The 25,106-nt window shown below is 37.7% G+C and carries 21 protein-coding genes and 2 pseudogenes; 6 read left to right on the forward strand and 17 right to left on the reverse strand.

Going from position 1 to position 25,106, the window contains the following annotated elements; translation table 11 throughout:
* A partial coding sequence (locus BALCAV_RS15055) for a helix-turn-helix domain-containing protein (protein WP_040324082.1) occupies nucleotides 1–306 on the reverse strand: 306 nt, incomplete at its 3' end.
* 479 nt (nucleotides 307–785) lie between these two features.
* Here BALCAV_RS15055 and BALCAV_RS15060 point away from each other — a divergent pair.
* Nucleotides 786–1,673, forward strand: a complete 888-nt coding sequence (locus tag BALCAV_RS15060; protein WP_003324145.1) for a helix-turn-helix domain-containing protein — start codon at nucleotides 786–788, stop codon at nucleotides 1,671–1,673.
* 432 nt (nucleotides 1,674–2,105) lie between these two features.
* Here the strand turns inward: BALCAV_RS15060 and BALCAV_RS23125 are convergent, their stop codons facing one another.
* Both BALCAV_RS23125 and gndA read right to left on the reverse strand, forming a co-directional pair.
* Entirely contained in the window at nucleotides 2,106–2,234 is a 129-nt protein-coding gene (locus tag BALCAV_RS23125) for a hypothetical protein (RefSeq protein WP_268746820.1), read from the reverse strand.
* 396 nt (nucleotides 2,235–2,630) lie between these two features.
* Nucleotides 2,631–4,046: an NADP-dependent phosphogluconate dehydrogenase gene (gene gndA / locus BALCAV_RS15065; protein ID WP_003324474.1), complete on the reverse strand. Its 1,416-nt coding sequence runs from the start codon at nucleotides 4,044–4,046 to the stop codon at nucleotides 2,631–2,633.
* Nucleotides 4,047–4,348: 302 nt separating this feature from the next.
* Here gndA and BALCAV_RS15070 point away from each other — a divergent pair, with 302 nt between their 5' ends.
* The gene (locus tag BALCAV_RS15070) at nucleotides 4,349–5,224 is read left to right on the forward strand and encodes an SDR family oxidoreductase (RefSeq protein WP_003324475.1); all 876 of its coding nucleotides are present in this window, start codon (nucleotides 4,349–4,351) and stop codon (nucleotides 5,222–5,224) included.
* A 247-nt stretch (nucleotides 5,225–5,471) separates the two neighbouring features.
* Here the strand turns inward: BALCAV_RS15070 and BALCAV_RS15075 are convergent, their stop codons facing one another.
* Nucleotides 5,472–6,785 (reverse strand): globin-coupled sensor protein, encoded by a 1,314-nt coding sequence (locus BALCAV_RS15075; RefSeq protein ID WP_003322458.1) that lies wholly within the window; start codon nucleotides 6,783–6,785, stop codon nucleotides 5,472–5,474.
* Nucleotides 6,786–7,313: 528 nt separating this feature from the next.
* On the opposite strand from BALCAV_RS15075, the gene BALCAV_RS15080 reads away from it, so the two are divergent.
* Nucleotides 7,314–8,708 carry an MDR family MFS transporter gene (locus BALCAV_RS15080; RefSeq protein WP_081939305.1) on the forward strand — a complete coding sequence of 465 codons (1,395 nt, stop codon included), beginning with the start codon at nucleotides 7,314–7,316 and terminating at the stop codon, nucleotides 8,706–8,708.
* Nucleotides 8,709–8,813: 105 nt separating this feature from the next.
* The gene (locus BALCAV_RS15085; protein ID WP_003322460.1) at nucleotides 8,814–9,257 is read left to right on the forward strand and encodes a YwnF family protein; all 444 of its coding nucleotides are present in this window, start codon (nucleotides 8,814–8,816) and stop codon (nucleotides 9,255–9,257) included.
* Between the two features lie 51 nt (nucleotides 9,258–9,308).
* On the opposite strand, the gene BALCAV_RS15090 is transcribed toward BALCAV_RS15085, so the two are convergent.
* The 10 genes and pseudogenes from BALCAV_RS15090 to BALCAV_RS15145 all read right to left on the reverse strand — a co-directional run bounded on the left by BALCAV_RS15090 (nucleotide 9,309) and on the right by BALCAV_RS15145 (nucleotide 19,458).
* The gene (locus BALCAV_RS15090) at nucleotides 9,309–10,082 is read right to left on the reverse strand and encodes a GTP pyrophosphokinase (RefSeq protein WP_003322461.1); all 774 of its coding nucleotides are present in this window, start codon (nucleotides 10,080–10,082) and stop codon (nucleotides 9,309–9,311) included.
* Nucleotides 10,083–10,102: 20 nt separating this feature from the next.
* Complete coding sequence (locus BALCAV_RS15095) at nucleotides 10,103–11,269, reverse strand: cation:proton antiporter (protein ID WP_003322463.1); 1,167 nt, start codon at nucleotides 11,267–11,269, stop codon at nucleotides 10,103–10,105.
* A gap of 790 nt (nucleotides 11,270–12,059) precedes the next feature.
* A complete protein-coding gene (locus tag BALCAV_RS15105; protein WP_040324086.1) occupies nucleotides 12,060–12,812 on the reverse strand; it encodes a Cof-type HAD-IIB family hydrolase in 753 nt (250 codons plus the stop codon).
* A 208-nt stretch (nucleotides 12,813–13,020) separates the two neighbouring features.
* Nucleotides 13,021–13,851 carry an undecaprenyl-diphosphate phosphatase gene (locus BALCAV_RS15110; protein WP_003322466.1) on the reverse strand — a complete coding sequence of 277 codons (831 nt, stop codon included), beginning with the start codon at nucleotides 13,849–13,851 and terminating at the stop codon, nucleotides 13,021–13,023.
* A gap of 162 nt (nucleotides 13,852–14,013) precedes the next feature.
* Nucleotides 14,014–14,979 (reverse strand): calcium/sodium antiporter, encoded by a 966-nt coding sequence (locus BALCAV_RS15115; protein ID WP_003322467.1) that lies wholly within the window; start codon nucleotides 14,977–14,979, stop codon nucleotides 14,014–14,016.
* Nucleotides 14,980–15,113: 134 nt separating this feature from the next.
* Nucleotides 15,114–15,431, reverse strand: coding sequence for an antibiotic biosynthesis monooxygenase (locus BALCAV_RS15120; protein ID WP_003322468.1), 318 nt, complete (start codon nucleotides 15,429–15,431; stop codon nucleotides 15,114–15,116).
* A gap of 160 nt (nucleotides 15,432–15,591) precedes the next feature.
* Entirely contained in the window at nucleotides 15,592–16,191 is a 600-nt protein-coding gene (locus BALCAV_RS15125) for a nitroreductase family protein (protein WP_003322469.1), read from the reverse strand.
* A 139-nt stretch (nucleotides 16,192–16,330) separates the two neighbouring features.
* Nucleotides 16,331–16,528 carry a hypothetical protein gene (locus tag BALCAV_RS15130; RefSeq protein ID WP_136446032.1) on the reverse strand — a complete coding sequence of 66 codons (198 nt, stop codon included), beginning with the start codon at nucleotides 16,526–16,528 and terminating at the stop codon, nucleotides 16,331–16,333.
* An 89-nt stretch (nucleotides 16,529–16,617) separates the two neighbouring features.
* Nucleotides 16,618–19,104 (reverse strand): annotated as a pseudogene (gene copZ / locus BALCAV_RS15135) (copper chaperone CopZ).
* A 63-nt stretch (nucleotides 19,105–19,167) separates the two neighbouring features.
* Nucleotides 19,168–19,458: a metal-sensitive transcriptional regulator gene (locus BALCAV_RS15145; protein ID WP_003322473.1), complete on the reverse strand. Its 291-nt coding sequence runs from the start codon at nucleotides 19,456–19,458 to the stop codon at nucleotides 19,168–19,170.
* A gap of 629 nt (nucleotides 19,459–20,087) precedes the next feature.
* On the opposite strand from BALCAV_RS15145, the gene BALCAV_RS15150 reads away from it, so the two are divergent.
* Both BALCAV_RS15150 and BALCAV_RS15155 read left to right on the forward strand, forming a co-directional pair.
* Nucleotides 20,088–20,642, forward strand: coding sequence for a cysteine hydrolase family protein (locus BALCAV_RS15150; RefSeq protein ID WP_003322475.1), 555 nt, complete (start codon nucleotides 20,088–20,090; stop codon nucleotides 20,640–20,642).
* Nucleotides 20,643–20,677: 35 nt separating this feature from the next.
* Nucleotides 20,678–22,156 (forward strand): nicotinate phosphoribosyltransferase, encoded by a 1,479-nt coding sequence (locus BALCAV_RS15155; protein ID WP_003322476.1) that lies wholly within the window; start codon nucleotides 20,678–20,680, stop codon nucleotides 22,154–22,156.
* 225 nt (nucleotides 22,157–22,381) lie between these two features.
* Here BALCAV_RS15155 and BALCAV_RS15160 read toward each other — a convergent pair whose 3' ends face one another.
* The 3 genes and pseudogenes from BALCAV_RS15160 to BALCAV_RS21745 all read right to left on the reverse strand — a co-directional run.
* Entirely contained in the window at nucleotides 22,382–23,686 is a 1,305-nt protein-coding gene (locus BALCAV_RS15160; RefSeq protein WP_407920846.1) for an SBBP repeat-containing protein, read from the reverse strand.
* Nucleotides 23,602–24,570, reverse strand: coding sequence for a DUF7948 domain-containing protein (locus BALCAV_RS21270; protein WP_052044400.1), 969 nt, complete (start codon nucleotides 24,568–24,570; stop codon nucleotides 23,602–23,604). The genes BALCAV_RS15160 and BALCAV_RS21270 overlap by 85 nt, the downstream gene beginning before the upstream one ends.
* Before the next feature lie 149 nt (nucleotides 24,571–24,719).
* Nucleotides 24,720–24,899: pseudogene (locus BALCAV_RS21745) on the reverse strand (sulfite reductase); the annotation flags it as partial.
* Nucleotides 24,900–25,106: the final 207 nt, after the last annotated feature.

Raw genomic sequence — 25,106 nt, forward strand, 5'->3', positions numbered from 1 at the left:
TTTGAAGCGTGGCGCTTTATTTTGTTTCTTGAAGAATCGAGTATAGGAATCAGCAAGATTTTTCAGGGAGGATTGAAGGGCAATGCTATCCACTTCTTTTAGCCATACGAATTCCTTTTTTAGTTGGGTTAATTCAGCCGAACAAGAAGAATATGTTAGCCCTTTGCCTGTTTCTTGGTAGGTATCGTTCCATTGCCCTAAAAAGCGATTAAAGACAAAACGAGAACAACCGATTGTTTTAGCAATGAAGATTTCCTGTTCTTTGGTTGGATAAATACGGAATTTGTATGCTTTCTTGAGGACCATTGTTTTCACCTCCGATAGGAATGTATGTTCTTATTATACCCTAACAAGAATCTCTTTGGCTACCGCCAACCGCCATTCATCTCCCCCTTATCGTTGGACTTCTCCCTTCACACGATTGAAGAGGGAGTCTTCTGTCGGGAAATGATAAAAAAGCACTTAGTTAAAAATTATTCAAAAAAAGCTTAAAGACCCATAAATCATTAGGTTTTGAGCTTTTTTTGTTCGATTGACAATCATTTACTTTTTTAGCGCTATTCTTATTAGGTTCTACTTACTCGCTGCCGTTATTTTGTCATAGAAAAATATGACAAAATAACTCGAATAGATAGGCCCTATCATCCATGACAGATTCGTCGAAAATATGTATAGTAAATACTATAATCATTGTAAAATTTCAAATAATGTTAGTGTCCCTATCATTGTGGTAAAATAATTTTAGATGACAATCATGTGCTTATTTAAGAAACTGACTAAAGAGGGTGATTTCAATTAACATCGATACGATAGGTAAGAACATTAAGTTTTACCGCTCTCTCAAAGGCCTTACTCAATGTGAATTAGCGGAAGGAATTTGTACACAGGCGCAAATAAGTAATATTGAAGCTGGAAAATTCATCCCACTATCGACTACACTCCATTCGATTTCTAAACGTCTTGGCGTCGATATGAATCATTTTTTTCAAGCAGGTGATAACCCGCAATATGACTATATCCAGGATTTTATTCAAGAGATTAGACGAAACACAGTCGATAGAAATTATGAAGAAGTTTACAATCTGATTTTAGCCGAAGAAGGAAAACCGTTGTTTGATAGTGCTGATATGAAACAATTTATTTTATGGCATAAAGGTGTAGCCATTGCTTATGTTTTCAAAGACTACACTCTCGCTCTCAAACTATTATTTCAAGCCCTAGAATTAACCTATAACGGAAAAGGAAGCTATTCCCAAGAGGAAATTCAAATTCTCAACTCTATTGCAGCAGTCCATGAGTTAAAAGGAGAAGTTAAACTATCCATTGATTATTATGAGCGTGCCTTACAGCAAACAAACCATATTCCAGACTTAAACCCACGAATTAAAGTTCGTCTATTATACAATTATGCCATTGCCGAAGCTGTCTTAAAAAACTTTAAACATGCGATAGAATTAGCTGATAAAGGAAGAAAACTTTGCATTCAAAATGGGTTACTCTACCTTTTAGGCGAATGTACGTATCATAAAGGATATTGTTTATTAGTTGAGGATCAAACAGATCAAGGAAAAGAACTAATTGAACAAGCCATCGTCCTCTTCCGATTAGAAAAGAAAGACGAGTTAGTCAATATCGCCGAACAAAAAGTAAAAGAAGTTCTTACTAAAGTATAGTAAGAACTTTTTTATGTCCACTTTTAAGACTAGCTTCAATGATAGCCTGGATTCGCACCTTAATTTGTACCGTTTCCTTTTTTCATTACTTATTCGTTGTTTTTCGTACTCTAATTTGGCCCGCTCTCCTTTTTCATTACCTATTCCTTCTTTTTCGCACCCTAATTTGGCCCGTTCACTGTTTTCATTACCTATCCGCCCTTTTTCGCTCCCTAATTTGGCCCACTCTCCTTTTTCATTACTTATCCGCCCTTTTTCGCACTCTAATCTCCACTATCCAACTTTTTCATTACTTATCCGCCCTTTTTCGCACTCTAATCTCCCAGATCCAGAACCGTCCTTTCCAACAAGTCTTTACCGAACAAAAAAGGCTACTCAAAAGGTTGAATAACCTTTTGAGATAGCCTTTTTCTCATCTGTATTTACTTATAATTAATGAGCATGTGGTAAGATATTAATGACTAAGCTGTCTCCTGATAAAGCTGATGGGTCTGCTAAGACTCCAGCTCCGATTAGTACAGCACCAATAACAAACGCTGCGATTAGTTTCTTATTTTTCATCACTCACTCACCTCTCTTCTTTTCTACTAACTCTAGTATAACCATTAATTATCCCTAATGAATTTCCATTCTCAGTCGATTGCTAGGACTTATGCCTAGAAAATATGGGTATTTTTATCATTTCCTAATATATTATAAACTTACTAATAACTACATTTTTTTCTGATTTTTTTAAAAATACTGTCTATCTTTGTAAAAACACTCAATAATTTTTCATCAACTTATCAATCATAACACTAATCGTCACATTTTGACAATATATTCAGAATATACAATCTGATAAATCATACTCTTTTAAAATATTGTACCAAATCCTCTGACCTACATAACGGATAAATCACACTCAAAAAAACACCCTTTCCTAATCAAGTAGAAAAGAGTGTATTGATATTGCTTTTATTTTTCAAACCATTCCGTATGGAAGATTCCATCTTTATCGATACGTTGATACGTATGTGCTCCAAAATAATCACGTTGAGCTTGTAATAGGTTAGCTGGTAAAGTCTCAGTGCGATAGCTATCATAATAAGCAAGTGCACTTGAGAATGCAGGTACCGGAATACCAGACTGAATTGCTAATCCTAAGACCTCACGTAATGAACCTTGATAGTTTTCTACAATTTCTTTGAAGTACGGATCCAATAATAGATTCGCTAAGTCCGCCTCATTATCATAAGCTTCCTTAATTTTTTGTAAGAACTGAGCTCTAATAATACAACCACCGCGGAAAATCATCGCGATATCGCCGTAACGTAAATTCCAATCATTCTCTTCAGATGCTGCTTTCATTTGAGCGAAACCTTGTGCATATGAAACAATTTTACTCATATAAAGAGCTTTGCGAACCGCTTCAATAACAGTCTTCTTGTCGCCAGTAAAAGGTTTAATCTCAGGTCCAGATAATACTTTACTCGCTTTCACACGTTCTTCTTTCATTGCTGAAATAAAACGCGCGAAGACGGATTCCGTAATAACTGGTAATGGAACACCTAAATCAAGTGCTGACTTACTTGTCCATTTTCCTGTTCCTTTTTGACCAGCTGTATCTAAAATAACATCAACAAGTGGTTTACCTGTTTCCTCATCTACTTTTGTAAAAATATCAGCTGTAATTTCAATTAAGTAGCTATCTAACTCACCTTTATTCCATTCAGCAAAAACTTCATGAAGCTCGTTCGCCTCTAAGCCTAATAAGTTCTTTAGAATAAAATAAGCTTCAGATATAAGTTGCATGTCACCATATTCAATACCATTATGTACCATTTTGACATAATGACCAGCACCGTTTGGTCCAATATAAGTCGAGCAAGCTTCGCCGTCAACTTTTGCTGAAATAGCTGTTAAGATTGGCTCTACCAATTTGTAAGCTTCCTCTTGTCCACCAGGCATAATCGAAGGTCCTTTAAGAGCTCCTTCTTCTCCACCAGAAACACCTGTCCCAATAAAGTGAAGGCCGGTTTCTTCTAATTCTTTATTTCGACGAATCGTATCTTCATAATAAGTATTACCTCCATCGATAAGGATATCTCCTTTTTCGAGGAATGGCTTTAACGAGTCAATCGTTGCATCTGTTGCAGCACCCGCCTTAACCATTAATAAAATTTTACGAGGAGACTCTAATGATTGCACAAATTCCTCAATCGTTTTTGCCCCTTTAAAGTTTTTACCCTCTGCTTCATTTTTTAAAAATTCTTCTGTTTTATCAAATGAACGATTAAAAACAGATACAGAGTAGCCGCGACTCTCAATATTTAAAGCGAGATTTTTGCCCATTACAGCTAAACCAATAACACCGATTTGTTGTTTTGACATAACGCTCACACACCCTTTCTATCCATTAACCCTTATATAAGGATCATTATCCAACTGTTCCGTAAAGATTATACCATAACAAAACAAGCTTTACTTACAATAGTCAGTTTTTATAAACGCTTACAATTATTTATTTTCCTAGTGTTTTAAATTTTTATTGAATAGAGCGTTTTCATTTAAAAAAGGAATAATTTCCTTCCAATCATGAGAAACTACTTATGCTTAAGAGTGGTTGTTTTCTTTTGAAAAAATAGGGAAATGAAAGAATTATAACGTCTATCATCATATAAGGGAGCGATTTTATGAGTAAGCAAGACTTTAGTCAAGTGCAAACTTCAGGGCAACCAGGACAAACGCAAAGGCAACCCGGGTTTGAATCTGAAATGAACCCTAAACCAATATTCGATAACCTTAATTATGTTGGAAGTAACAAACTTCAAAATAAAGTAGCCTTGATTACGGGTGGTGATAGCGGGATTGGACGAGCCGTGGCGATTGCCTATGCAAAAGAAGGGGCTTCCGTTGTAATAGTCTATCTTGATGAACATGAAGATGCTAAGGAAACGAAAAAAATCGTTGAAGCGAAAGGAAGTAGATGTGAACTAATTAGTGGCGATGTTAGTGATGAATCTTTTTGTCATCAAGCCGTCCAAAAAACCATCGATACTTTTGGACAACTTGATATCCTTGTAAATAACGCAGCTGAACAACATTATCAAACAAAAATTGAACAAATCTCATCTAAACAACTTCATCGAACTTTTCAAACTAACTTCTTTGCTTACTTTTATTTTATTCAGGCTTCCATGCCTCATTTAAAAAAGGGAAGTACGATCATCAATACAGCTTCCATTACTGCCTATAAAGGAAATCCAGTGTTAATCGATTATTCGGCCACAAAAGGAGCGATTGTTTCTTTAACTCGTTCCCTTTCCGAAAGTATTGTCTCAACCGGAATTCGAGTAAATGCTGTTGCTCCTGGACCAATTTGGACACCATTAATTCCTGCCTCCTTCCCAGCCTCTGATGTTGCTAAATTTGGTGTTGATACGCCAATGGGAAGACCTGGACAACCAGCTGAACTAGCTGCCGCCTATGTTTATTTAGCCTCAGAGGATTCTTCTTATGTATCTGGGCAAGTGCTTCACATTAATGGTGGAACAATCGTTAACAGCTGATTAAAAAGCGCAGTCCGTTTGCTCAGAAGCGAGAAAAAATAAGAACAGCTGATGAAGACGCTCTTTGTCTTCATTCAGATGAGCGATTTTTCTCGAGCTTCTAACGGACGCAGCCAGATTGATTAAAAAGCGCAGTCCGTTGCCCAGAAGCGAGAAAAAATACAGGGCTGACTAGAAAGTCGCTTTTTGACTTGATAGGCAGACCGATTTTTCTCGAGCTTCTAATGGACGCAGCCAAATTGATTATCTATTCATTCTCACCAAGTAAATCTAATTCCTTTGCAGAGCTAGCGACTTCTGTTGAAGCTTTTCCTATTTCTCCTACGGCTGATACAAAACTATCTAGCTCTTTTTCCATTTTCTCATTTTGTTCCTTCAATGTCTTCATCGCAAGCCAAATTTCATGAAACGACTGCTCTGTGTCTTTCATTCCTTCCATGCCACTTCCAACGACCGAGCGCACTTCAAAGACACGTTCTGAGACGGTTTCAATTTGTTCATTCGTTCTTGTGATCAGTTCAGTTACATTCCTTGTTGTCTGTTTTGTTTGTTCAGATAATTTTCTAATCTCATCGGCAACAACCGCAAAACCTCGGCCATACTCCCCAGCACGAGCAGCTTCAATAGAGGCATTCAAAGCGAGCAAATTCGTTTGTTCAGCGATTTTTTCGACGATATCAATCACATTGTGAACTTCCGATGCAAAGGTTGTTAAGCGTTGCGAACCTTTTGTTATATCTTCAATACTATTCATAACCGTTTCCATATTTTTCGCTTGTTTTGTCATTTGCTCTCTTCCGTGAGAAGCATGCCCTTCTGCATTCGTTGCCAACTCAGCCCCATCTTTTGCTAAGCCACTAACCGCTTCAGATTGACTTGCAAGTTCTTTGACTAAATCTTCACTATGAAGTGACACATTTGCCAAAGTCGCCGCCTGATCATTCAACTTTTTAATAATTTTATTTTTTTCGCTTTTTTCATGATCGTTTAGACGTTGATTTTCTTTTTCATACTCTTCTAACACTAGCTGCTGCTCAAAGTTAATGATGCGATAAATCGTTGTTAATGCTCTGACTGAATCCACACCATTATGACGCTGTGCCTCCACCAATTTTGTAAACATGATTAGTAGTTGATTATAAGCGGCCACATACCATTTACTTTCCAAACCAACCCGTACATGAGCTTTCGCAATTCGTGAACGCTTTTCCACAAATTTAGCATCGATGTCTTCACTAAACAGCTCTAAAATATGAATTTTTAACGTTTCCTTTAAACGTTCGACCGTACTATGTCTCTCAATAATTTCTAACAAATTCTCTTGTTCGATAATAATAGAGTAAAAACGTTCCGTAATTTCATCAAGCTGTTCCTCTACAAATGGCTTTAACCACCGGAGTATCCGCATATCGGTTTCATCAACACCTAAATAACTTAAACTTTGATAGTTCTTAAAATATTTTATTGCGTCTTCATTTAATTCAATTAAATTTAACTGTTCAAACCATTCAGTATTGCGGTCATTCGCTTGCTTTTGTTTTTTGCGATTGAATAAACTCATCTTTATACCCCTTTTCGTTTCAATAACGAGTTCAGAAAGCTCCTCTCTATTATATCGACAATCCTCCTGAAATCATTACTAATTATCTAGTATATTAGACCTGTTTTTTATTTTTTATCTAATAAATTAAAAAATCTCTAAACCGATTTATAAAAAATGAATACCCAAATCGAGTTTTTTGTATGAAAATTCATAAAATAAATAATTCAGGGGCTGGTCCTTTTTTCTTTTAAATGTAAACCCTTACTTAAGTTCAATTAATTGACGCTTTCTTCATAACTCATTATCATTATCTAGACTGTTAAAAGCTTACTTATCTCGGAAGCAAATACTTGAAGATAAATACCTCTTTGTGGTTATCCTAAAAATGACTTACCCCATTCATTTCAAGCCATTTTTATTTAATCAAACAGTCCATGATTCGATGAATACTAAAGATCAACTTATACGAGGAGGAACAGTGTGAATACTGGAACAACTGAAGATATAAACTTTAAAGAGCGACCTGATATCAAACGAGCTCCGATTATGATTGCTCTTATTATTGGTGCTTTCTTTGCGATTTTGAATGAGACCTTATTAAACGTTGCTTTGACAAAACTTATGGAGGAATTCCAAGTTGGCGAAGCGACAATTCAATGGTTATCAACTGGATTTATGTTAGTTGTCGGGATCTTAATTCCCGTATCAGCTTTACTTATCTCCTGGTTTACAACGAGACAAATGTTTATTGGAGCCATGGTTCTCTTTACTATCGGAACGGTAATTAGTGGTTTTGCTCCTAATTTTACCACGTTATTGATTGGCCGCTTAATTCAAGCAAGTGGAACCGGATTATTGCTACCGATTATGATGAACACAATTTTAGTACTTTATCCACCTGAAAAACGTGGAGCTGCGATGGGAACAATGGGTTTAGTCATCATGTTTGCACCGGCGCTTGGTCCAACCTTATCAGGAGTAATCCTTGAAGCTTTGAATTGGCGTTGGTTATTTTTTACCGTTATACCATTTGCCCTCTTTTCGATTATTTTCGCCTTCATTTTCTTAAAAAATGTAACCGATGTGACGAAACCAAAAGTAGATATTCTTTCAATTCTTCTATCCACTTTAGGATTTGGTGGTATTGTCTTTGGGTTTAGTAGTGCTGGAGAAGGAACTGGTGGTTGGGCTAATCCAGAAGTATATGGCACGATTATTGTCGGGGTAGTTTCCCTTATTTTGTTTGTTTGGAAGCAATTAAAGATGGACGAACCGATGTTAGACGTCCGTGCTTTCAAATCACCTATGTTTTCAATCACAACGATTCTCCTCATCATTGTGATGATGTCAATGTTTTCAACAATGATATTAATTCCTATGTTTTTACAAGGGGCAATGGCACTTACAGCTTTCGCAGCTGGTTTAGCCTTATTACCAGGAGGACTTCTAAACGGATTAATGTCCCCTCTTATGGGAAGGTTATTTGATAAGTTTGGACCTAAGTATTTAGTAAGACCTGGGGCTGCCTTACTCGTAATCGTCTTATTTTTATTTACGACAATTACGACGACTACACCCGTCTACCTCTTTGTCATTTACCATTGTTTATTAATGGTCGCCATTTCTATGATAATGATGCCTGCTCAAACAAATGGATTAAATGAATTGCCAAGAAAATACTATCCACATGGGACAGCTATCTTAAACACTCTTCAACAAGTAGCAGGGGCGATTGGTGTTGCCTTATTCATCAGCATTATGTCAAATGGAAGAAGTAATTATTTGATTGACAATGTTACTGGAGAACCTACATTAAATGATTTTGCGATGAGCTTAACAGCTGGAGTACAGGCCGCCTTTAAAATAGGCCTAATATTTGCGATTGTTGCCTTGATTCTAACTTTCTTTATCAAAAGAACGACTGAGCCAAAAGATATTTAATTAAAATGTAAGCAATTTCTTGTGTGTTTCGTTTGTCCTAAGTGGGTATTGTACTTTATACTAGGAGAAAGGAAAATCATTTCTTGTAAGTTGAGGAGGAATACCATGAATCCTTTTTCAATCAGGCAAGCACCTGAATTTATTCAAAAAGAAATTCAAGAGATTCAAGAACATATCGCTCCCATGTTAAAGAAGAGCCTTGGCTTTAGCTTTGTCTCCTTCCCTTTAATTGGATTTTCAATTATTAACATTTTCTTTTTAGTAGCGATTGTTCCTGATACAGCACCAAAGATGATTCCTATCGTCCTTTATGCGATTTTAGGGGCTTTAGGCTTCGCGCTATTAAAGGAGTCTTCCATTAAAACTAAAGAAGTTCACCGCACAGGTATTGCATATATGAAGAATCGAATTGAAAAAAGCTCAAATGTAATGGAAGATGTAAAAAAGCGCTACATTCGTTCATTAGAAGAAGAGCCACAACAAGCGATTAATGTTTTTTGTGAATTTTTAACGTATGAACATAATCGTAGTCCATTTAAATCAAATTAATAAAAGCCTAAGCTGTTTCCAAGCAACAATTCGTTGTTATTTGATTATAGCTTAGGCTTTTTTTATTTTTCCTTCTGTTATCCCTTCCAACTTTTTAATAAGGTCATTAGGAATTTGCAACCTCTGTCCTTCTACTCCAAAAATATCAAGCAAATGGTTTAAGTTTTCATCCTCATCTAACTTCTTTATTTCAGAAACTTCTTTATGCAACTGTTCCATTTTACGATCGAGAGCTGCAGCTGTCGTAGCCGCTGTTTTCAACTCGTTTGATAATTGTACAGGTATTTCTTTATTAAATTTATAATAAATTTTGTGCTCTAAGCTCGCCCAAAAATCCATCGCAATCGTTCGAATTTGAACTTCTACACTAACAAGCTCCTCCCGATCAGACATATAAACCGGTACTTGCAAAATAAGATGCAAGCTTTGGTAGCCATTTGGCTTTGGATTTTTGATATAGTCCTTCGTTTCCAATACGACAATATCTTTTTGCCGTTTTAACATATCAGCAACTACATAAATATCCGAAATGAAGGAACAAGTAATTCGAATGCCTGCGATATCTTGAATGTTTTCCTTTATACTTTCTATTGAAAAAGAGTGATTTTTTCGCATCACTTTTTTCAAAATACTCTCAGGTTCTTTTAAGCGAGATTTTGTATGTTCAATTGGGTTATATTCGTGAATGTATTCAAACTCCTGCTGCAAAATATTGATCTTAGTTCCCATTTCATCTAAGGCAAACTTATACGCCATCAAAAATCGAGTCATTTCATCTTTGACCGTTTTTAATTGATTTAAATCAATGTTTCTCATCGAGCTCATTTTTATCACTCACTTTTCCTTTATTGAGAGACTTCTACCCCATCCTTAGAACTCGGCTCTCCATAAATTTTCTTAGATATATCAGGGGCAAACTGGAACAAAGCAATTCCAATCATCGCTGAAGCTAATATAAACACACTGCTAAAAGCCTTCAATGATACAGATGCTAGTGCGGCAATAATAATCGAAAACTCTCCCCTCGGTGTCAAACATAGTCCGGCTCGTAAAGAGACTCGTTTCGATAAGCCATACCAACGACCACCGATCACCCCGACCAACAATTTAGCTACAATCGACCAAACCAAGATGACGAATAATAAGCCAAGCATTGGAACTCCTTCATTGAAGTGAATCGTCGTTCCAAAATATAAGAAAAAGAGCGGCATTAATAAATCTCGTGATCGAACGACAATTTGTTCAATCTCATGGGTTCTTCTCACTTCAGCCATCATAATCCCCGCCAAAAACGCCCCTAACACCTCTGATAAACCTAAATACAGAGCGAGTCCACCATAAGCTAAGGCAATCCCTGTTACAAATAAAATAATACCATCTCCATTTACATGCCGTCTAAAGAAAGGACCTAAATGGACAAAAACAGAGCGGCCAATTAATATCGCTCCTGCTACTAAAGCGATAACTTTTACAACTAACCAAGACATTGAAGCCAATGTCACCGCCTGTCCTGATGTAAAACCAACTAAGATTGCTACCATAATGGGGGCAACTAAATCCTCAAATATCAGGATACCTAACATCAATTCTGACTCTGGATTGCCCATTCGGTTGGAACTTTCTAATAATTTTGCTGTAATCGATGAACTTGTCGCATAGACAACCGCCCCTACAATAAAAGATGAAAGAAAATCAAGACCCATTAAAGCACTAATTAAAACCGTAACACCAAAACTTAGAACGACATCTAACACTCCTGGTCCTAACACCTTTTTCGCGACCGTTAAAAGCTGCTTAATCGGGAACTCCATCCCAAGCATAAAAAACAATAATACAATCCCTATCTCACCAGCAAAATGTAACAAATGATTATCTGTTAACAAACCACCTAATACAATCCCTAATAAAATAAAAAGGATTACACTCGGGATTCTAAATTTTGTCCCAAAGAAACCAACAAAAAATAATAAAAGTAAGACAAGGCCAGAACCTAATAATTCATTAATCTCCAAAATCCAAATACCTCCTGCGAACAGATGTTTTCGAACTTTAAACGATATCTAAAAAACATCCAAATCCACCTGCTCATTATATGTATAGAAAAACTCAGAACATCTCCAGTATTTTGATACCTTATTAAGGGTTCCAGTTTTTCCCCCTAAATATGCTTTGAATTGACAACTTTCACCAAAAAACAGTGATTTCCCACGTTTTCTCTTAATTTGCTTAGTGCTTGCAGATATTTTTAGCCTTTCCATCAGCAACACGCCCTTCACGGCCGCTAATGAAGGACGTATTTGTACTCTAATTAGGAAGAGAACGCAACTTTTATTACTTATTGCTCGGTTTTCGTACTTTCATTTAAGCAAGACTCGGTTTTCATTACCTATCACATGCTTTTCGCACCCTTATTTCTGCAAGCCGCGATTTTCATTACTTATCACATGCTTTTCGCACCCTTATTTCTGCAAGCCGCGATTTTCATTACCTATCACATGCTTTTCGCACCCTTATTTCTGCAAGACACTATTTTCATTACCTATCACATGCTTTTCGCACCCTAATCTTGGCAAGCCGCGATTTTCATTACTTATCACATGCTTTTCGCACTTTAATTAAGAACACCCACTCTTTTTATTACTAATCACCATCCTAAATTCCAAAATGCACCATTACCTCCTCTTTTATCTTTACTTTGAACATAAAAAAAGCCGGGATAAATGCAGTTTTATAAACTCCATTCAGTCCGGCTTCCAATAGCACTTTTATTCCGTTCAGTTATTCCAGCTTTTCAGCAATCACTCACTTACTTAAAACAAATTGTTCAATCGCTTTAGCAACGCCATCTTCATTATTGCTCGATGTGACCCAATCGGCCGCTTCTTTCACTATATCTTGGGCATTGCCCATCGCGATGCCGTAACCTGCTTCTTTTATCATCGCCAAATCATTTAAACTATCGCCACATGCCATAACTTCATCCATCGTGATACCTAATTTTTCACAAACTTTTTTAATGGCATTCGCTTTGTTAATACCAATCTTGTTCACTTCAAGATTTAAGGGGTGGGAATTACTAATTTCATACCCGCCACGCTTGTTTAACTCTTCTAAAAGAGCATCTCGAACCTCTTCGTTTTCAAAATGAAACCCGAATTTTAACCAAGAATGGTCAGATGACTGCTCTGGGAACTCATTTCTCCACACTTTATGCTCCGTCACAGCCCAATAATTGGTACTATGAGTATTCATTAATCCATACAAATGCTCAATATCTTCATGTGTAAGAGTCGCTCTTTCCATGATGTCACCAGCTGGGTTCCATATTTCACTTCCATTCACAGTGATGTGATAAGAATCCAGCTTTAGAGCCTCTTTATACTCCTTACTTGTTAAAAGAGAACGGCCTGTACTTAAAATGATATGGACTCCTAATTCTTTTGCGGCTTGAATTGCTTTTTGATTTCCCTCTGAAATTTCATGATCGGAATTAAGCAATGTCCCATCCATATCAAGTGCAATTAATTGAATCTTTTTGTTTCTCTCCACAATTATCGCCCTTTCTGTCATTGTTTTTTCTATTTCTCCTTTTAGTGTATCGCACCAAGAAAAAAAGTACAAAAAAGCCGGCTATTTCTTTCCCTGAACTAAAAAAGCAATCAGGCTCTAATCCTGATTACTCCTAAGTGAATTTCCGTTACCTGATTTTAAACTTTCCAAGTGGCATGTATGCTTTTAACCCCATTCATTCAGCACGCACAGATTAACTAAGGGCCAAATATCCAAGGACTCCGAATCCAACGACAAAACAGTAAATGGAGAAGTAAATTAATTTGCCACTCTTCATAATATTAATAAAGATTTTTAAAGCAAAATAGGAAGCGAATAATGAGGCCACAAAGGCAATTCCATAACCAAAAGCTTTATCAGAAAAATAAGGGTCATTAAAGACATCATTTAATGCTAATATCCCACTACCCAAACTCACTGGAATGTATAAAAAGAAAGAAAATCGTAGGGCAAGCTCTCTTGTCCAGCCTAGTCCCATTGCTGCGACAATCGTTGCCCCTGAACGGCTAATTCCTGGCATTAAAGCAACCATTTGAGCTAAGCCAACGATAATGACCGCCTTTAGCGTCATTTGTGATTCCGTCTTTGTCCCCTTAAGTTTTCGAATAACAAATAGAGCAACACCTGTTAGTAATAAGGCAATCGCAATAATACTCACTTTCCCTGATTGGGTCGAAATCCAGTCCTCTAATAATAACCCTGCAATTGCTGCAGGAACTGTCGCAATGACCAGATATACCCAAAAGCGAAAGTCATTTTCATGTTCCGGACTTTTTGTTTGAATATATTTTAACGCCCCACTAATTAAACGAAGTAGATCTTTACGATAAATAAAAATAACGGCAAATAATGAGGCGAAGTTTACGAATACTTCAAAAGTTAACCCTTTGCTTTCTAAACCGAGAAAATATTGCACTAATACAAGATGGCCACTTGATGAGACAGGAATCGGTTCCGTGATTCCTTGAATTAATCCAAGAATTAAGTACTGAACCCATTCTACAATTTGCACTCCACTCTCCAATCCAATCGACTCCTAACCCCAAAATTAAAATCCCTCATACCTTGTTTATTCTAAATGACAAAAGTAAACAAATGGTTAATGTTTTGTAAAGAAAACATTAAGTTGGACAAGGGAAGTTACTACATCTATATTTTTATTTTATTAAAATAGACCAAGCAAATCTTAATTTCGAATAATAATATAAATTAAATAGATGACATACATTAGAACCAAAATACTTCCTTCCCCTTTTCCAACTGTATGCTTCGTCCGAGAAAAGATAAGCAAAATAAGAGTAAAGAAAATTAATATAATCACATCCAAAATGACTCTTGGATCAACGGTTAACGGTGTTATAGTTGCCGCAACCCCGAGCACAAACAAAATATTGAAGACACCACTGCCAACGATATTTCCTAATGCAATATCGCTTTCTTTTTTTATCGCGGCAATAATAGCTGTCACTAATTCCGGGGCAGAAGTTCCAATCGCAACAATCGTTAAACCAACTAACGTCTCACTCATACCAAGGTCGATCGCAATCGCTGAGCTACTTGAAACAACAAATTCTCCACCAAGTAAAATCGCCAGTAAACCTAAGATAGAAATCGCAATGGCTTTCCCCCACTTCTTTTCTTCACGAGGGATACTTACTTGCTTCCCTCTTTCTTTCTTTCTCTGCTTCCGAATAACCTCTAAAATATAATATAGAAACACTGCAAAGAGAACTAGAAAGATAATACCTTCGCTTCTTGTAATCACATTTTTGGCACCAGAGTGTAAAAATATATCATTCATAAAAATAAATAGTGTCACGCTTGCCAAAAGTGTAAACGGAATTTCCTTACGAATCGTATTATCTTGGACCGCCAACGGACTAATAATCGCCATAACCCCAACGATAAAGGTCATATTGAACAAATTACTACCAACCACATTACCGATCGCCATTTCAGAGCTTCCTCTCAGAGCTGCTAATATACTGATGATAACCTCTGGTGCACTTGTCCCAAATGCAACAATCGTTAATCCAATGACGAGTGGTGAAATCGATAAATATTTTGCCATAGTGGATGCACCATTAACAAAATAATTTGCTCCTCCAATTAGTACAACAAACCCTACTAGAAGTAATATGTAATCAAGCAATTTTCAAAGCCTCCCTGTTTTTTATATACTCAGTATAAACGTAAGTACTCATTCTTATTTTACTAAGTAGGAAAAAATGAAAAAACCATCAATATTCACATAATGTGGTGAAGTTTGATGGATATATGTACTTATTATCTAGCTGTTTTAAAAACTTTTACTTCATATAGATTTTGACTCATTTCAATAATATGCTCTGGTTTTGGTTTGCCACGGCTTTGACGATGCCCTTCAAGATGAATATCGCTTTTTTCCCAGTTTTTCCAGTCTTGTTCTGATACCCAACGAATCACGACAATCACTTCTTCATCGCCACGGCGTTGTTTTTTTACAAGAACGGACATATCAATGAAGCCTGGTTGCTGTTCGATAACCCCTTCGCCACTAAAACGCTCGACCACTAAATGAGATGTACCCTCTTTAACAAGAATATTTTTATTTTGAAAAAACATGACAATACCCCTCTCCCGAAAGCACATAATCTCTCTTCATCATAGTTAAGAAAGATTATTATTGTCAATTAAAAACTACCCGATGTAAAGTTAATTTGGGAGCTGTTCTACTCTGAAGGGCACCATTCCCATTTGGATCTTTTGCCGCACTTTAGCTATATTACCTAAAAACTTTCACCCGTTCTTCAATCGGTAAGAAACTTTTTTCAACCGGATTCTCGGCAGCAATTCCAAATGGCATTTGAGCAATCAGCCGCCATTTTATTGGAATGTCCCATTTCTCTTTCATTTTTTCATCAACAATCGGATTATAATGTTGAATCGATGCCGCTAACCCTTCTTGCTCTAATGCTGTCCAGACAGCCACTTGTTGCATCCCAGATGATTGCTCAGACCAAGCAGTAAATTTTCCTTTAAATTTCGGTTTTTCTTTTTCATAGGCATTTGTTATTTCTTCATCATCAAAAAAGAGCACCGTGCCATAACCTGATTGAAATCCATTTAATTTCTTTTCTGTTAGTTCAAATTGCTCTCGCGAAACATTTGATTTTAATATATCTTTAGTCATTTGCCAAAATGTATCATGCTGTTCCCCAAATAAAATGGCGACCGTGCTGCTTTGAGAGTTAAAAGCGGTGGGCGAATGCTTAACAACTCTTGAAACTACCTCAATAATTCTTTCGTCCGAAATCGGAGAATCCTTTTCAACAACTCGAACGGTCCGTCTTTGCTCTACGGCCTTTAAAAATAGTTCACTCATGCGTACTACCCCTTTCACTATTACATTGTTCATAACCATAATTTATCGCATCGTTTTCTGTCAAGATAAAAGCGGACATGAAAAAAAGAGTCGAACCTACAAAGTCTATTTGACTTAATAAGTACAACTCCTTTCTGATTTATTTGACTAGAAAATGATAGCCTCCGAGTAATAAGACGGCTAAAGCAAAGAGGATGTACGGTGTTTTATGGAGAAGAAAATATTTGAATCCTTTTTTAGGGGCTCTCGTTTTTTGAGCGTGTTCCTTTTTGATTTCAGTTAAGCTTTCTTGTTCAAGTAAGACAGTGTCCTCTTGTTCCTCTCTCAATCCACTCACCTCGAGTCCATCCGATATTTCTTTTATTATAACGAAAATTTTTAGACTTTAAAAACAAATTTTTACAAATCATCTATCTCATCAAAACCTCACTTATCAATCCGGACCTTCTGCAGTCTTAAGGCATTTAATACAACCGAGACAGAGCTAAAAGCCATCGCTGCGCCTGCTAACCAAGGAGCTAGTAAACCAAAAGCGGCAATTGGAATCCCGACAAAATTATAAATAAAAGCAAAGAATAAATTTTGTTTAATATTTCGCATCGTTATATGACTAATGGCAAGGGCATCCGCTACTCCATGTAAATCACCTTTCATTAAAGCGATGTCCGCTGCCTCAATTGCAATGTCTGTTCCAGTCCCAATCGCTATTCCAACATCCGCCACGACTAAAGCAGGGGCATCATTAATTCCGTCACCCACCATAGCCACCTTTTGACCTTGTTGTTGTAACTTTTGAATGACCTCGCTTTTCTGTTCTGGCAAAACCTCGGCAATCACTTGGTCAATTCCTACTTGTTTAGCGATCATTTTAGCTGTTCTTTCATTGTCGCCCGTCAACATAAGGACATTTATTCCTCGTTTACGTAAACGACTAATGGCTCCTTTAGAACCTGGCTTTATAATATCGGCAACAGCCATTAGGCCAATTAACCGGCGATTGCTCGCTAATAAAATAACTGATTTCCCTTGCGCTTCTAACTCTGTTAACTTCGGCTCTGCTTTTTCTCTATTAATCCCTTCCCTATCAAAAAAGTGCCGAGTTCCTATTAAAATTTCCTTGCCTCCAAAATTTGCTCTAACCCCACCACCTGGTACAGCTTCAAAAAAGTCAGGTTCTTCGATAAGAAGATTTTGGGCTTTGGCGGCCGTGACAATCGCCTTTGCTAACGGATGTTCAGAATTTTTTTCCGCTGCTGCTGCTATTTTTAATAACTGATTTCGTGGGTAGTGATTAAAAACGATCACATCCGTTAAAGTTGGTTCCCCTTTTGTGATCGTTCCCGTCTTGTCCAAGACGACCGTATCAATCGATTGTGTATTTTCTAAATGCTCTCCACCTTTAAATAAAAGCCCAAACTCCGCGGCCCGTCCCGAACCAGCCATAATTGATGTCGGGGTTGCTAGTCCTAATGCACAAGGGCAAGCGATCACTAAAATCGAAATCGTGGGGATAAGAGCAGAAGCTAGCTCGCCAGGCATCACGTAAAAGTACCAAACGGTAAAAACGAGGAGTGCTATCACAATGACAATTGGGACAAAAATTCCAGCAACCCGATCCGCTACTCTTTGAATGTTTGCTTTTGAACCTTGTGCTTCCTCTACCACTTTTACAATTTGAGCTAAGGCAGAATCTTCGCCAATTCTTATCGCTCTAACTTTGATCGCCCCATTGATATTAATAGTAGCTCCGATGACAGGATCTCCGACTTTTTTTTCAACTGGTAAACTTTCACCAGTAATGACCGATTCATCAACAACCGTGCTCCCAGATTCAATCGTCCCATCCACAGGTATTTTTTCTCCAGGACGTATTCGGACGAGATCATTTTGGACCACTTCTTCTAATTTAACAAGTTGTTCTTGACCATTTCGGATAACAAGGGCATTTTTTGCTTGTAAACGTAATAGCTGCTTAATCGCTTGACTCGTTCGACCTTTTGCTTTTAATTCAAAAAGCTTCCCAAGCATCACTAACGTAATAATGACTGCACTTGCTTCAAAATATAGTTCGACCATCCCTACATGTCCATTTATTCTTGCTTCAAACATGAGATAAACACTATACAAATAAGCCGCACTCGTCCCTAGTGCAACAAGAACATCCATATTGGCACTTTTATTCCTTAATGCATGATACGCCCCGACATAGAATGGAGCTCCTACGATAAATTGGACAGGAGTTGCTAACATAAACTGGACAAAGGGATCAGTAAAAACTTGTGGAATGTACAAAATGGACAAGAAATGAAAGTGAGTAACCATTGTCCAAAACAAAGGAAGAGTTAAAACAAGCGAAAACCAAAATAACCTCATTTGATTTTTATAGGCTTTTAACTTTAATCCCTCTTTTTCCTTTTCTTCCTCTTCATTAAGTGCATGATAGCCTAACTTTGCGATGACTTCAGCAAAACGTTGACTCCCCACGACTTTGGGGTTATACGTGACTGTTGATCTTTCTAAAGCGTAATTCACATTTGCTGAAAATACCCCTTCGATTCGAGAAAGACCCTTTTCAATTCGAATCGCACATGCTGCACAAGTCATCCCTTCAATCTGAAGAGTCATCTCCTTTTGTTCAGACAAACACTACACCCCCGTAACTACACAATGAGGCCCCTTTGTATGTATAAACAAAGAGGCCTCATCGATTTATTTTACGTCATATCCTTGCTCTTCAATTGTTTCGGTAATTTGAGCCAACGTTACTTTATCAGCATCAAACTGTACTTCCACTTTTCCATTCGATAAATCGACACTCACTTGGGAAACACCGCTTAATTCTCCAACATTGCTTTCCACCGCTTTTACACAGTGACCACATGACATTCCTTCAACATTCAATACTTCTTTCATCTTGTACTCCTCCTATGTCTCTTTAATGTTTATTCAGACTTCTAAAAAAAATTCCTTTACTTTTTAACGAATCATTCTTTTTACGACTGTCATTAACTCATCAATCGCTTCTTCACCATTGCATTCTTGAATTGCTTTTGATACACAATGATGGGTATGATCTTCTGTCAAAGCAACAGAGACTTTATTTAGAGCCGCTTGCACCGCTGCAATTTGATTCAAAATATCGACACAATAACGGTCCGATTCGACCATACTATGAATGCCTCGAACTTGCCCTTCAATACGCTTAAGTCGATTTAGCAATTGTTGCTTATTTGGCTGTACCGTCTTCTTTGCAGAGTGTTCGCTCATAGCCCCACCTCGTTTCTTTTATACATATACCCCGTATACCTACAATAACATATTTTAATATGATGTCAAGATTGCCAAATCACCACAAACGACTCTTTTAATAACCTTAAAAACACCTGTTAGTTAAAATATATTGTTTCAACTCTTGAAACTTCTTTAACATGTGGCTGACGAAACTTTGCATTTTATTTCTTTATTAAATAAGGTAGTTGCCACTGTTGATGCATAGCCTATTCGAGCTGTAAGTGGGGGTTTTCATCATTTTCATTACCTATCCCCGTTTTTTCGTACCGTAATTCGGCGACTCCTCAAGTTTCATTACCTATCCCTATTTATTCGCACCGTAATTCGGCAAATCCTCAAGTTTCATTACCTATCACCTTTTATTCGTACCGTAATCGAACACACCGCTCGTTTTCATTACGAATCGCCACAGTTTAGATGTACTGTTTAACCGGTAGGGATGTTTTTCAATGTCCTCTTCGCTCTTTCTATGTGGGTCTCATCAGCCATTCTATTACCGGATCCAATTGAGGCAAAACCAATTGCGAGCTCTTCCTTTATTTTACTTGCTTAAAGGGATTATAATAAAAGAAGGAAATGAACCATACAATAAGGGGGTATCATAAATGACAAAAGCACTCATTAATATCGATTATACAAATGACTTTGTCCTAACAGATGGAGCTCTTACTTGTGGAGAACCTGGTCAAGCCATTGAAAATGCCATTACTGAAATAACCAAAACATTTATTGAGCAAGGTGATTTCACTATCTTTGCTATTGATTGCCATCAAGAAGACGACCCATTCCATCCAGAATCTAAACTTTTTCCTGCTCATAATATTAAAGGGACAGAAGGACGATCTTTATATGGAAAATTAGCAAAGGTATATGAGCAGTTTCAACAATTGCCTCATGTTAAATGGATAGACAAAACAAGGTACTCGGCTTTCGCTGGGACAAACATAGAAATTTTATTACGTGAAAGAGGCGTCAAAGAGGTTCATTTAGTTGGCGTTTGTACTGATATTTGCGTTCTTCATACAGCTGTCGATGCTTATAATAAAGGGTTTGAAGTCGTTATTTATGAAAAAGCTGTTGCTAGTTTCGATGGACAAGGTCACGAATGGGCCTTGCGTCATTTCGAGAATAGTTTAGGAGCAAAGGTGATTAAGCGGTAAGCTTCTAAATGGTTTAAACAAATGGAGGTTCCAGAATGAAAAAGCAATATTTAGATGATAGTTTAGCTTTACACACTGATTTATACCAAATTAATATGGCCGAAACCTATTGGGAAGACAATGTTCATGAAAGGAAAGCAGTCTTTGAACTTTTTTTCCGTAAGCTTCCTTTCGGTAATGGTTATGCCGTTTTTGCTGGTTTGGAAAGAGTTATTGATTTCCTGCAAAACTTTCACTTCAGCGAGTCTGATATTAACTACTTACGTGATGATTGTGGGTATAAAGAAGATTTTCTCGATTATTTAAAAACTGTTCGATTCACTGGTACAGTTCGTTCAATGAAAGAAGGCGAAATCGTCTTTGGCAATGAGCCTTTAATTCGAATTGAAGCCCCTTTAGTAGAAGCTCAACTCATTGAAACAGCGATTTTAAATATCGTGAATTACCAAACATTGATTGCCACAAAAGCAGCTCGTATTAAACATGTTCTTGGTGATGCAACCGCGATGGAGTTCGGTACAAGACGAGCTCAAGAAATGGATGCCGCTATTTGGGGAACTCGTGCTGCGATTATTGGAGGATTTGATGCGACTTCAAATGTTCGGGCCGGGAAAATGTTTAACATTCCTATAGCTGGAACACACGCTCACTCGATGATCCAAGCGTATCGTGATGAATATACAGCCTTCCATAAGTATGCTCGTCGTCATAAAGACTGTGTCTTTTTGGTCGATACATATAATACCTTAAAATCAGGCGTACCGAATGCGATAAAAGTAGCCAATGAACTTGGTGATAAAATTAACTTCAAAGGAGTTCGACTCGATAGTGGAGATTTAGCCTTCCTTTCTAAAAAAGTAAGGAAAATGTTAGATGAAGCCGGATATCCAAACACGAAAATCGTCGCTTCAAATGACTTAGACGAATCAACAATTATGAACCTCAAACAACAAGGAGCTCAAATTGACATTTGGGGCATTGGTACAAAGTTAATTACGGCCTACGATCAGCCAGCCTTAGGTGCTGTGTATAAACTCGTCTCAATAGAAGATGAAAATGAAACGATGCTAGATACGATCAAAATAAGTGGAAACCCAGAAAAGGTAACAACACCAGGGCTAAAAAGAGTGTATCGAATTATAAACCGTTATACGAAAAAGTCCGAGGGCGACTATATTACCCTTGAACATGAAGATCCTCAAAATGAGGAAGTCCTGCATATGTTCCATCCAGTTCATACGTTTATCAGCAAATATGTACGCCATTTTGATGCGGTCGATTTACATGAGATTATTTTTAAAGACGGAAAGTTCGTTTATGAATTGCCATCACTACAAAAAATACGCAGTTATACAGAAAGCCAATTGCACTTACTGTGGGATGAGTATAAACGCACCCTTCACCCTGAAGAGTATCCCGTCGATTTAAGTGAAGCCTGTTATCAAAATAAAATCGACAACATCAAACTCGTCAAAGAAAAAGTCGAAACATTCATCCAAGAACACAGTGATTAAAAAGCGGAGGGCAGCGTTTAGGAACGAGGAAAAATCGACGAGGTCATTAATCTGACGAAGCATGTTGTCTTTTGGCACGACCAAATCATAAATCGCCATGTACGGACTTAAATGAAACGTTTCTTGATTTGAAATTATGTAACTCGTAATAAGCTCAGAGCGACTTAACTCTGAGCTTATTGTAAATTATTGCTTAATATGAATTTTTTAATACTCTTAATGAATCTAAAATGAACGGCGCTCGAATCGGTGCCTTCTACGGCAGCAGCTTCTAAATGGAGGTAAAACATTTGGCGGAAATCTGCCGTCTTTTCCACGCGGACCGCGTGGGCCAGTCGGACCGGTTACCCCTTGCACCATTTGAAAAGGCAAACCAATTTTTGTCACGAAAACATCGTCACTACCCGCATTAAATGTTTGCTGAGCCATCGGAGTTGTCGGGAAATCAATTGAATTTGTTGCCCCAGTCACATAAGCACTCCCAAATTGATCGACGGCAATTCCCCACCCAGTTTCATCAGCACTTCCCCCTAAAAACGTCGAATACACAAGGGCATTTCCAATCGAATTGATAATTGTTACAAATACATCATTTGAAGCTGTTAAGTTATTCTGAAAGGCTCCAGCGGTCGTTGGGAAATTCGGTGATGTGGTATTCCCGGTCACATAGGCATTCCCTCCTTGATCGATCGCAATTCCACGCCCTAGATCAGCATCACTCCCACCTAAATACGTCGAATACACTAAGTCCGTTCCACTCGGATTGAGCTTCGTTATATACACATCAATACTTCCGTTGAAACTTTGATCATATGCCCCGCTTGTCGTTGGGAAATTGGCCGATTCTGTATACCCCGTCACATACGCATTTCCACCCTGATCGATGGCAATTCCAATTCCCCAGTCATCTCCTGTGCCCCCTAAATACGTCGAATACACTAAGTCCGTTCCACTCGGATTCAGTTTGCTGATAAACACATCCAAATTTCCGTTATAGCTTTGATCATATGCCCCGGCGGTCGTTGGGAAATCCGCTGATGTTGTATATCCAACTACATATGCATTTCCATCCTCATCGACCTTAATTCCCTGACCTTCATCAAAACTACTTCCTCCTAAATACGTTGAATACACCAATCCCGTCCCATTCGGATTCAATTTGCTTATAAATGCATCGCCAATTCCGTTATAACTTGGATCAAACGCTCCTGTGGTCGTCGGAAAATCCGGTGATGTTGTATATCCAACTACATACGCATTTCCTCCTTCATCCAGTGCGATTTCATATCCTTCATCAGTATCATTCCCTCCTAAATACGTCGAATAGACCAATCCCGTCCCGCTCGGATTCAGTTTGCTAATAAATGCATCCGAAAATCCTCCATTATAACTTTCACTGAATGCTCCACTTGTCGTCGGAAAATCTGTCGAAGCTGTAATCCCAGTCACATACGCATTTCCTTCCTGATCGACCGTGATTCCATTTCCAATGTCAAAACTACTTCCCCTAAATACGTCGAATACACTAATCCCTTTCCGCTTGGATTGAGTTTGCTTATAAACACATCAATAATCCCGTTAAAACTCTCATCATATGCTCCAGCGGTCGTCGGAAAATTTGTCGAAAAAGTATAGCCGGTCACATACGCATTTCCATCGTCATCCACGGCAATTTCATATCCGATATCACTATCTCCTCCCCCCAAATACGTCGAATACACCAATATCGGATCAATAATCAACGAATAACTCGCTTCATACTCCCCGACTTCAAAACAAACTTCCTCCCCGTCTAACCGATATGCCCCCTCAACCTCACACTTCTTTCCATCAATCATCTGATAACAAATCGGCTTCTCATCAACTAAAGTTCCGTACGGCGTGTGAAGGAATAAATCTCCTTCCTCATTTAACGTAAGCGCATCCGCTCCTTGATAAACCAAACAAATGTCCTCAACAGAAGCTCCTGGTTTTAAAACCAGATCATATTTAAACCGACCGTTTTTCCCGTAAAAAATGAGATCAATGCCTGGGCACACGTCATAATAGGCTATTTCCTCATAAGTCGCGATGTTTATTTTCCACTTATTTTGATCGTTTCCGCAAAAGAAATTCACCGTTCCTGCTTGTTTCTTTCTTGCTTCGATTTTCATTGTTGCTTGTGGGTTCTTAAATTGGAGAATGAGTGTGACTCCTTTTGTTTTCCTTTCGTCAAGATCGGTTTCTTCTTGATCGCTTTGATATAAATGAATCCAGACTTCCTTTTCTTTAAATAAAACCTCAAAACCGCTTTGTTTCGCTTCATACATTACCGTTGAATCCTTTTCTTTGATTGATTGATAAAAGCTAAATGGTAATTGTCCAAATGTTTGTCTTGCATGGCTTTCTACTATGTGCTCATCGCTCGCTTTCAATCATTTCCACCCTTTCCTAACATTCGATAATGCTAGTTTATGATGATTTGTATGAGCGAGTGTCAGAACTTGGGCAAGTGAAATTAGCGTTATGGTTATATTTTTATACAGAAAAAACAGAGCCGACTAGCACTCTGTTTTTCTATCTATTACTGATGAAAATTTGTTCCATCGGTCGTTGCTTTAATCACTTCCGCTCGGATCAAATAGTTTCCGAAATACTCTTCTTTATTCCGTTCCTTTGTATAGTGTGGGAGGAGTTCTTTTAAAATCGTTAAAATTTCGGCTTCTCCGATGTTTTCGCGGTACATTTTGCTTAAACGGCTGCCGTAATCACTTTTTCAGCAACGTCAAAATTTGAGAAGTCTTTTTTTGCACCGTAATCCGCCCAATTCACAAGTTTCATTACCTATTACCCTTTTTTCGCTCCTTAATTTCCTACTCTCTTACTTTTCATTACTTATTCCCTTTTATTCGCACCTTAATTTCAGCTTCTTCCCCTTTTCATTACTTATTCCCCTTTATTCGCACCCTAA

Source organism: Alkalihalobacillus alcalophilus ATCC 27647 = CGMCC 1.3604 (assembly GCF_000292245.2).
GTDB lineage: Bacteria > Bacillota > Bacilli > Bacillales > Bacillaceae_D > Alkalihalobacillus > Alkalihalobacillus alcalophilus.

Bases quoted from the DNA above. Each gene is read 5' to 3' on its own strand.
- BALCAV_RS15150 (WP_003322475.1), top strand. From the start codon at position 20,088: ATGACAAAAGCACTCATTAATATCGATTATACAAATGACTTTGTCCTA.
- BALCAV_RS15090 (WP_003322461.1), bottom strand. From the start codon at position 10,082: ATGAGCTCGATGAGAAACATTGATTTAAATCAATTAAAAACGGTCAAA.
- BALCAV_RS15120 (WP_003322468.1), bottom strand. From the start codon at position 15,431: ATGTTTTTTCAAAATAAAAATATTCTTGTTAAAGAGGGTACATCTCAT.
- BALCAV_RS15085 (WP_003322460.1), top strand. From the start codon at position 8,814: ATGAATCCTTTTTCAATCAGGCAAGCACCTGAATTTATTCAAAAAGAA.
- BALCAV_RS15080 (WP_081939305.1), top strand. From the start codon at position 7,314: ATGATTGCTCTTATTATTGGTGCTTTCTTTGCGATTTTGAATGAGACC.
- BALCAV_RS15070 (WP_003324475.1), top strand. From the start codon at position 4,349: ATGAGTAAGCAAGACTTTAGTCAAGTGCAAACTTCAGGGCAACCAGGA.
- BALCAV_RS15125 (WP_003322469.1), bottom strand. From the start codon at position 16,191: ATGAGTGAACTATTTTTAAAGGCCGTAGAGCAAAGACGGACCGTTCGA.
- gndA (WP_003324474.1), bottom strand. From the start codon at position 4,046: ATGTCAAAACAACAAATCGGTGTTATTGGTTTAGCTGTAATGGGCAAA.
- BALCAV_RS23125 (WP_268746820.1), bottom strand. From the start codon at position 2,234: ATGAAAAATAAGAAACTAATCGCAGCGTTTGTTATTGGTGCTGTACTA.
- BALCAV_RS15155 (WP_003322476.1), top strand. From the start codon at position 20,678: ATGAAAAAGCAATATTTAGATGATAGTTTAGCTTTACACACTGATTTA.
- BALCAV_RS15075 (WP_003322458.1), bottom strand. From the start codon at position 6,785: ATGAGTTTATTCAATCGCAAAAAACAAAAGCAAGCGAATGACCGCAAT.
- BALCAV_RS15145 (WP_003322473.1), bottom strand. From the start codon at position 19,458: ATGAGCGAACACTCTGCAAAGAAGACGGTACAGCCAAATAAGCAACAA.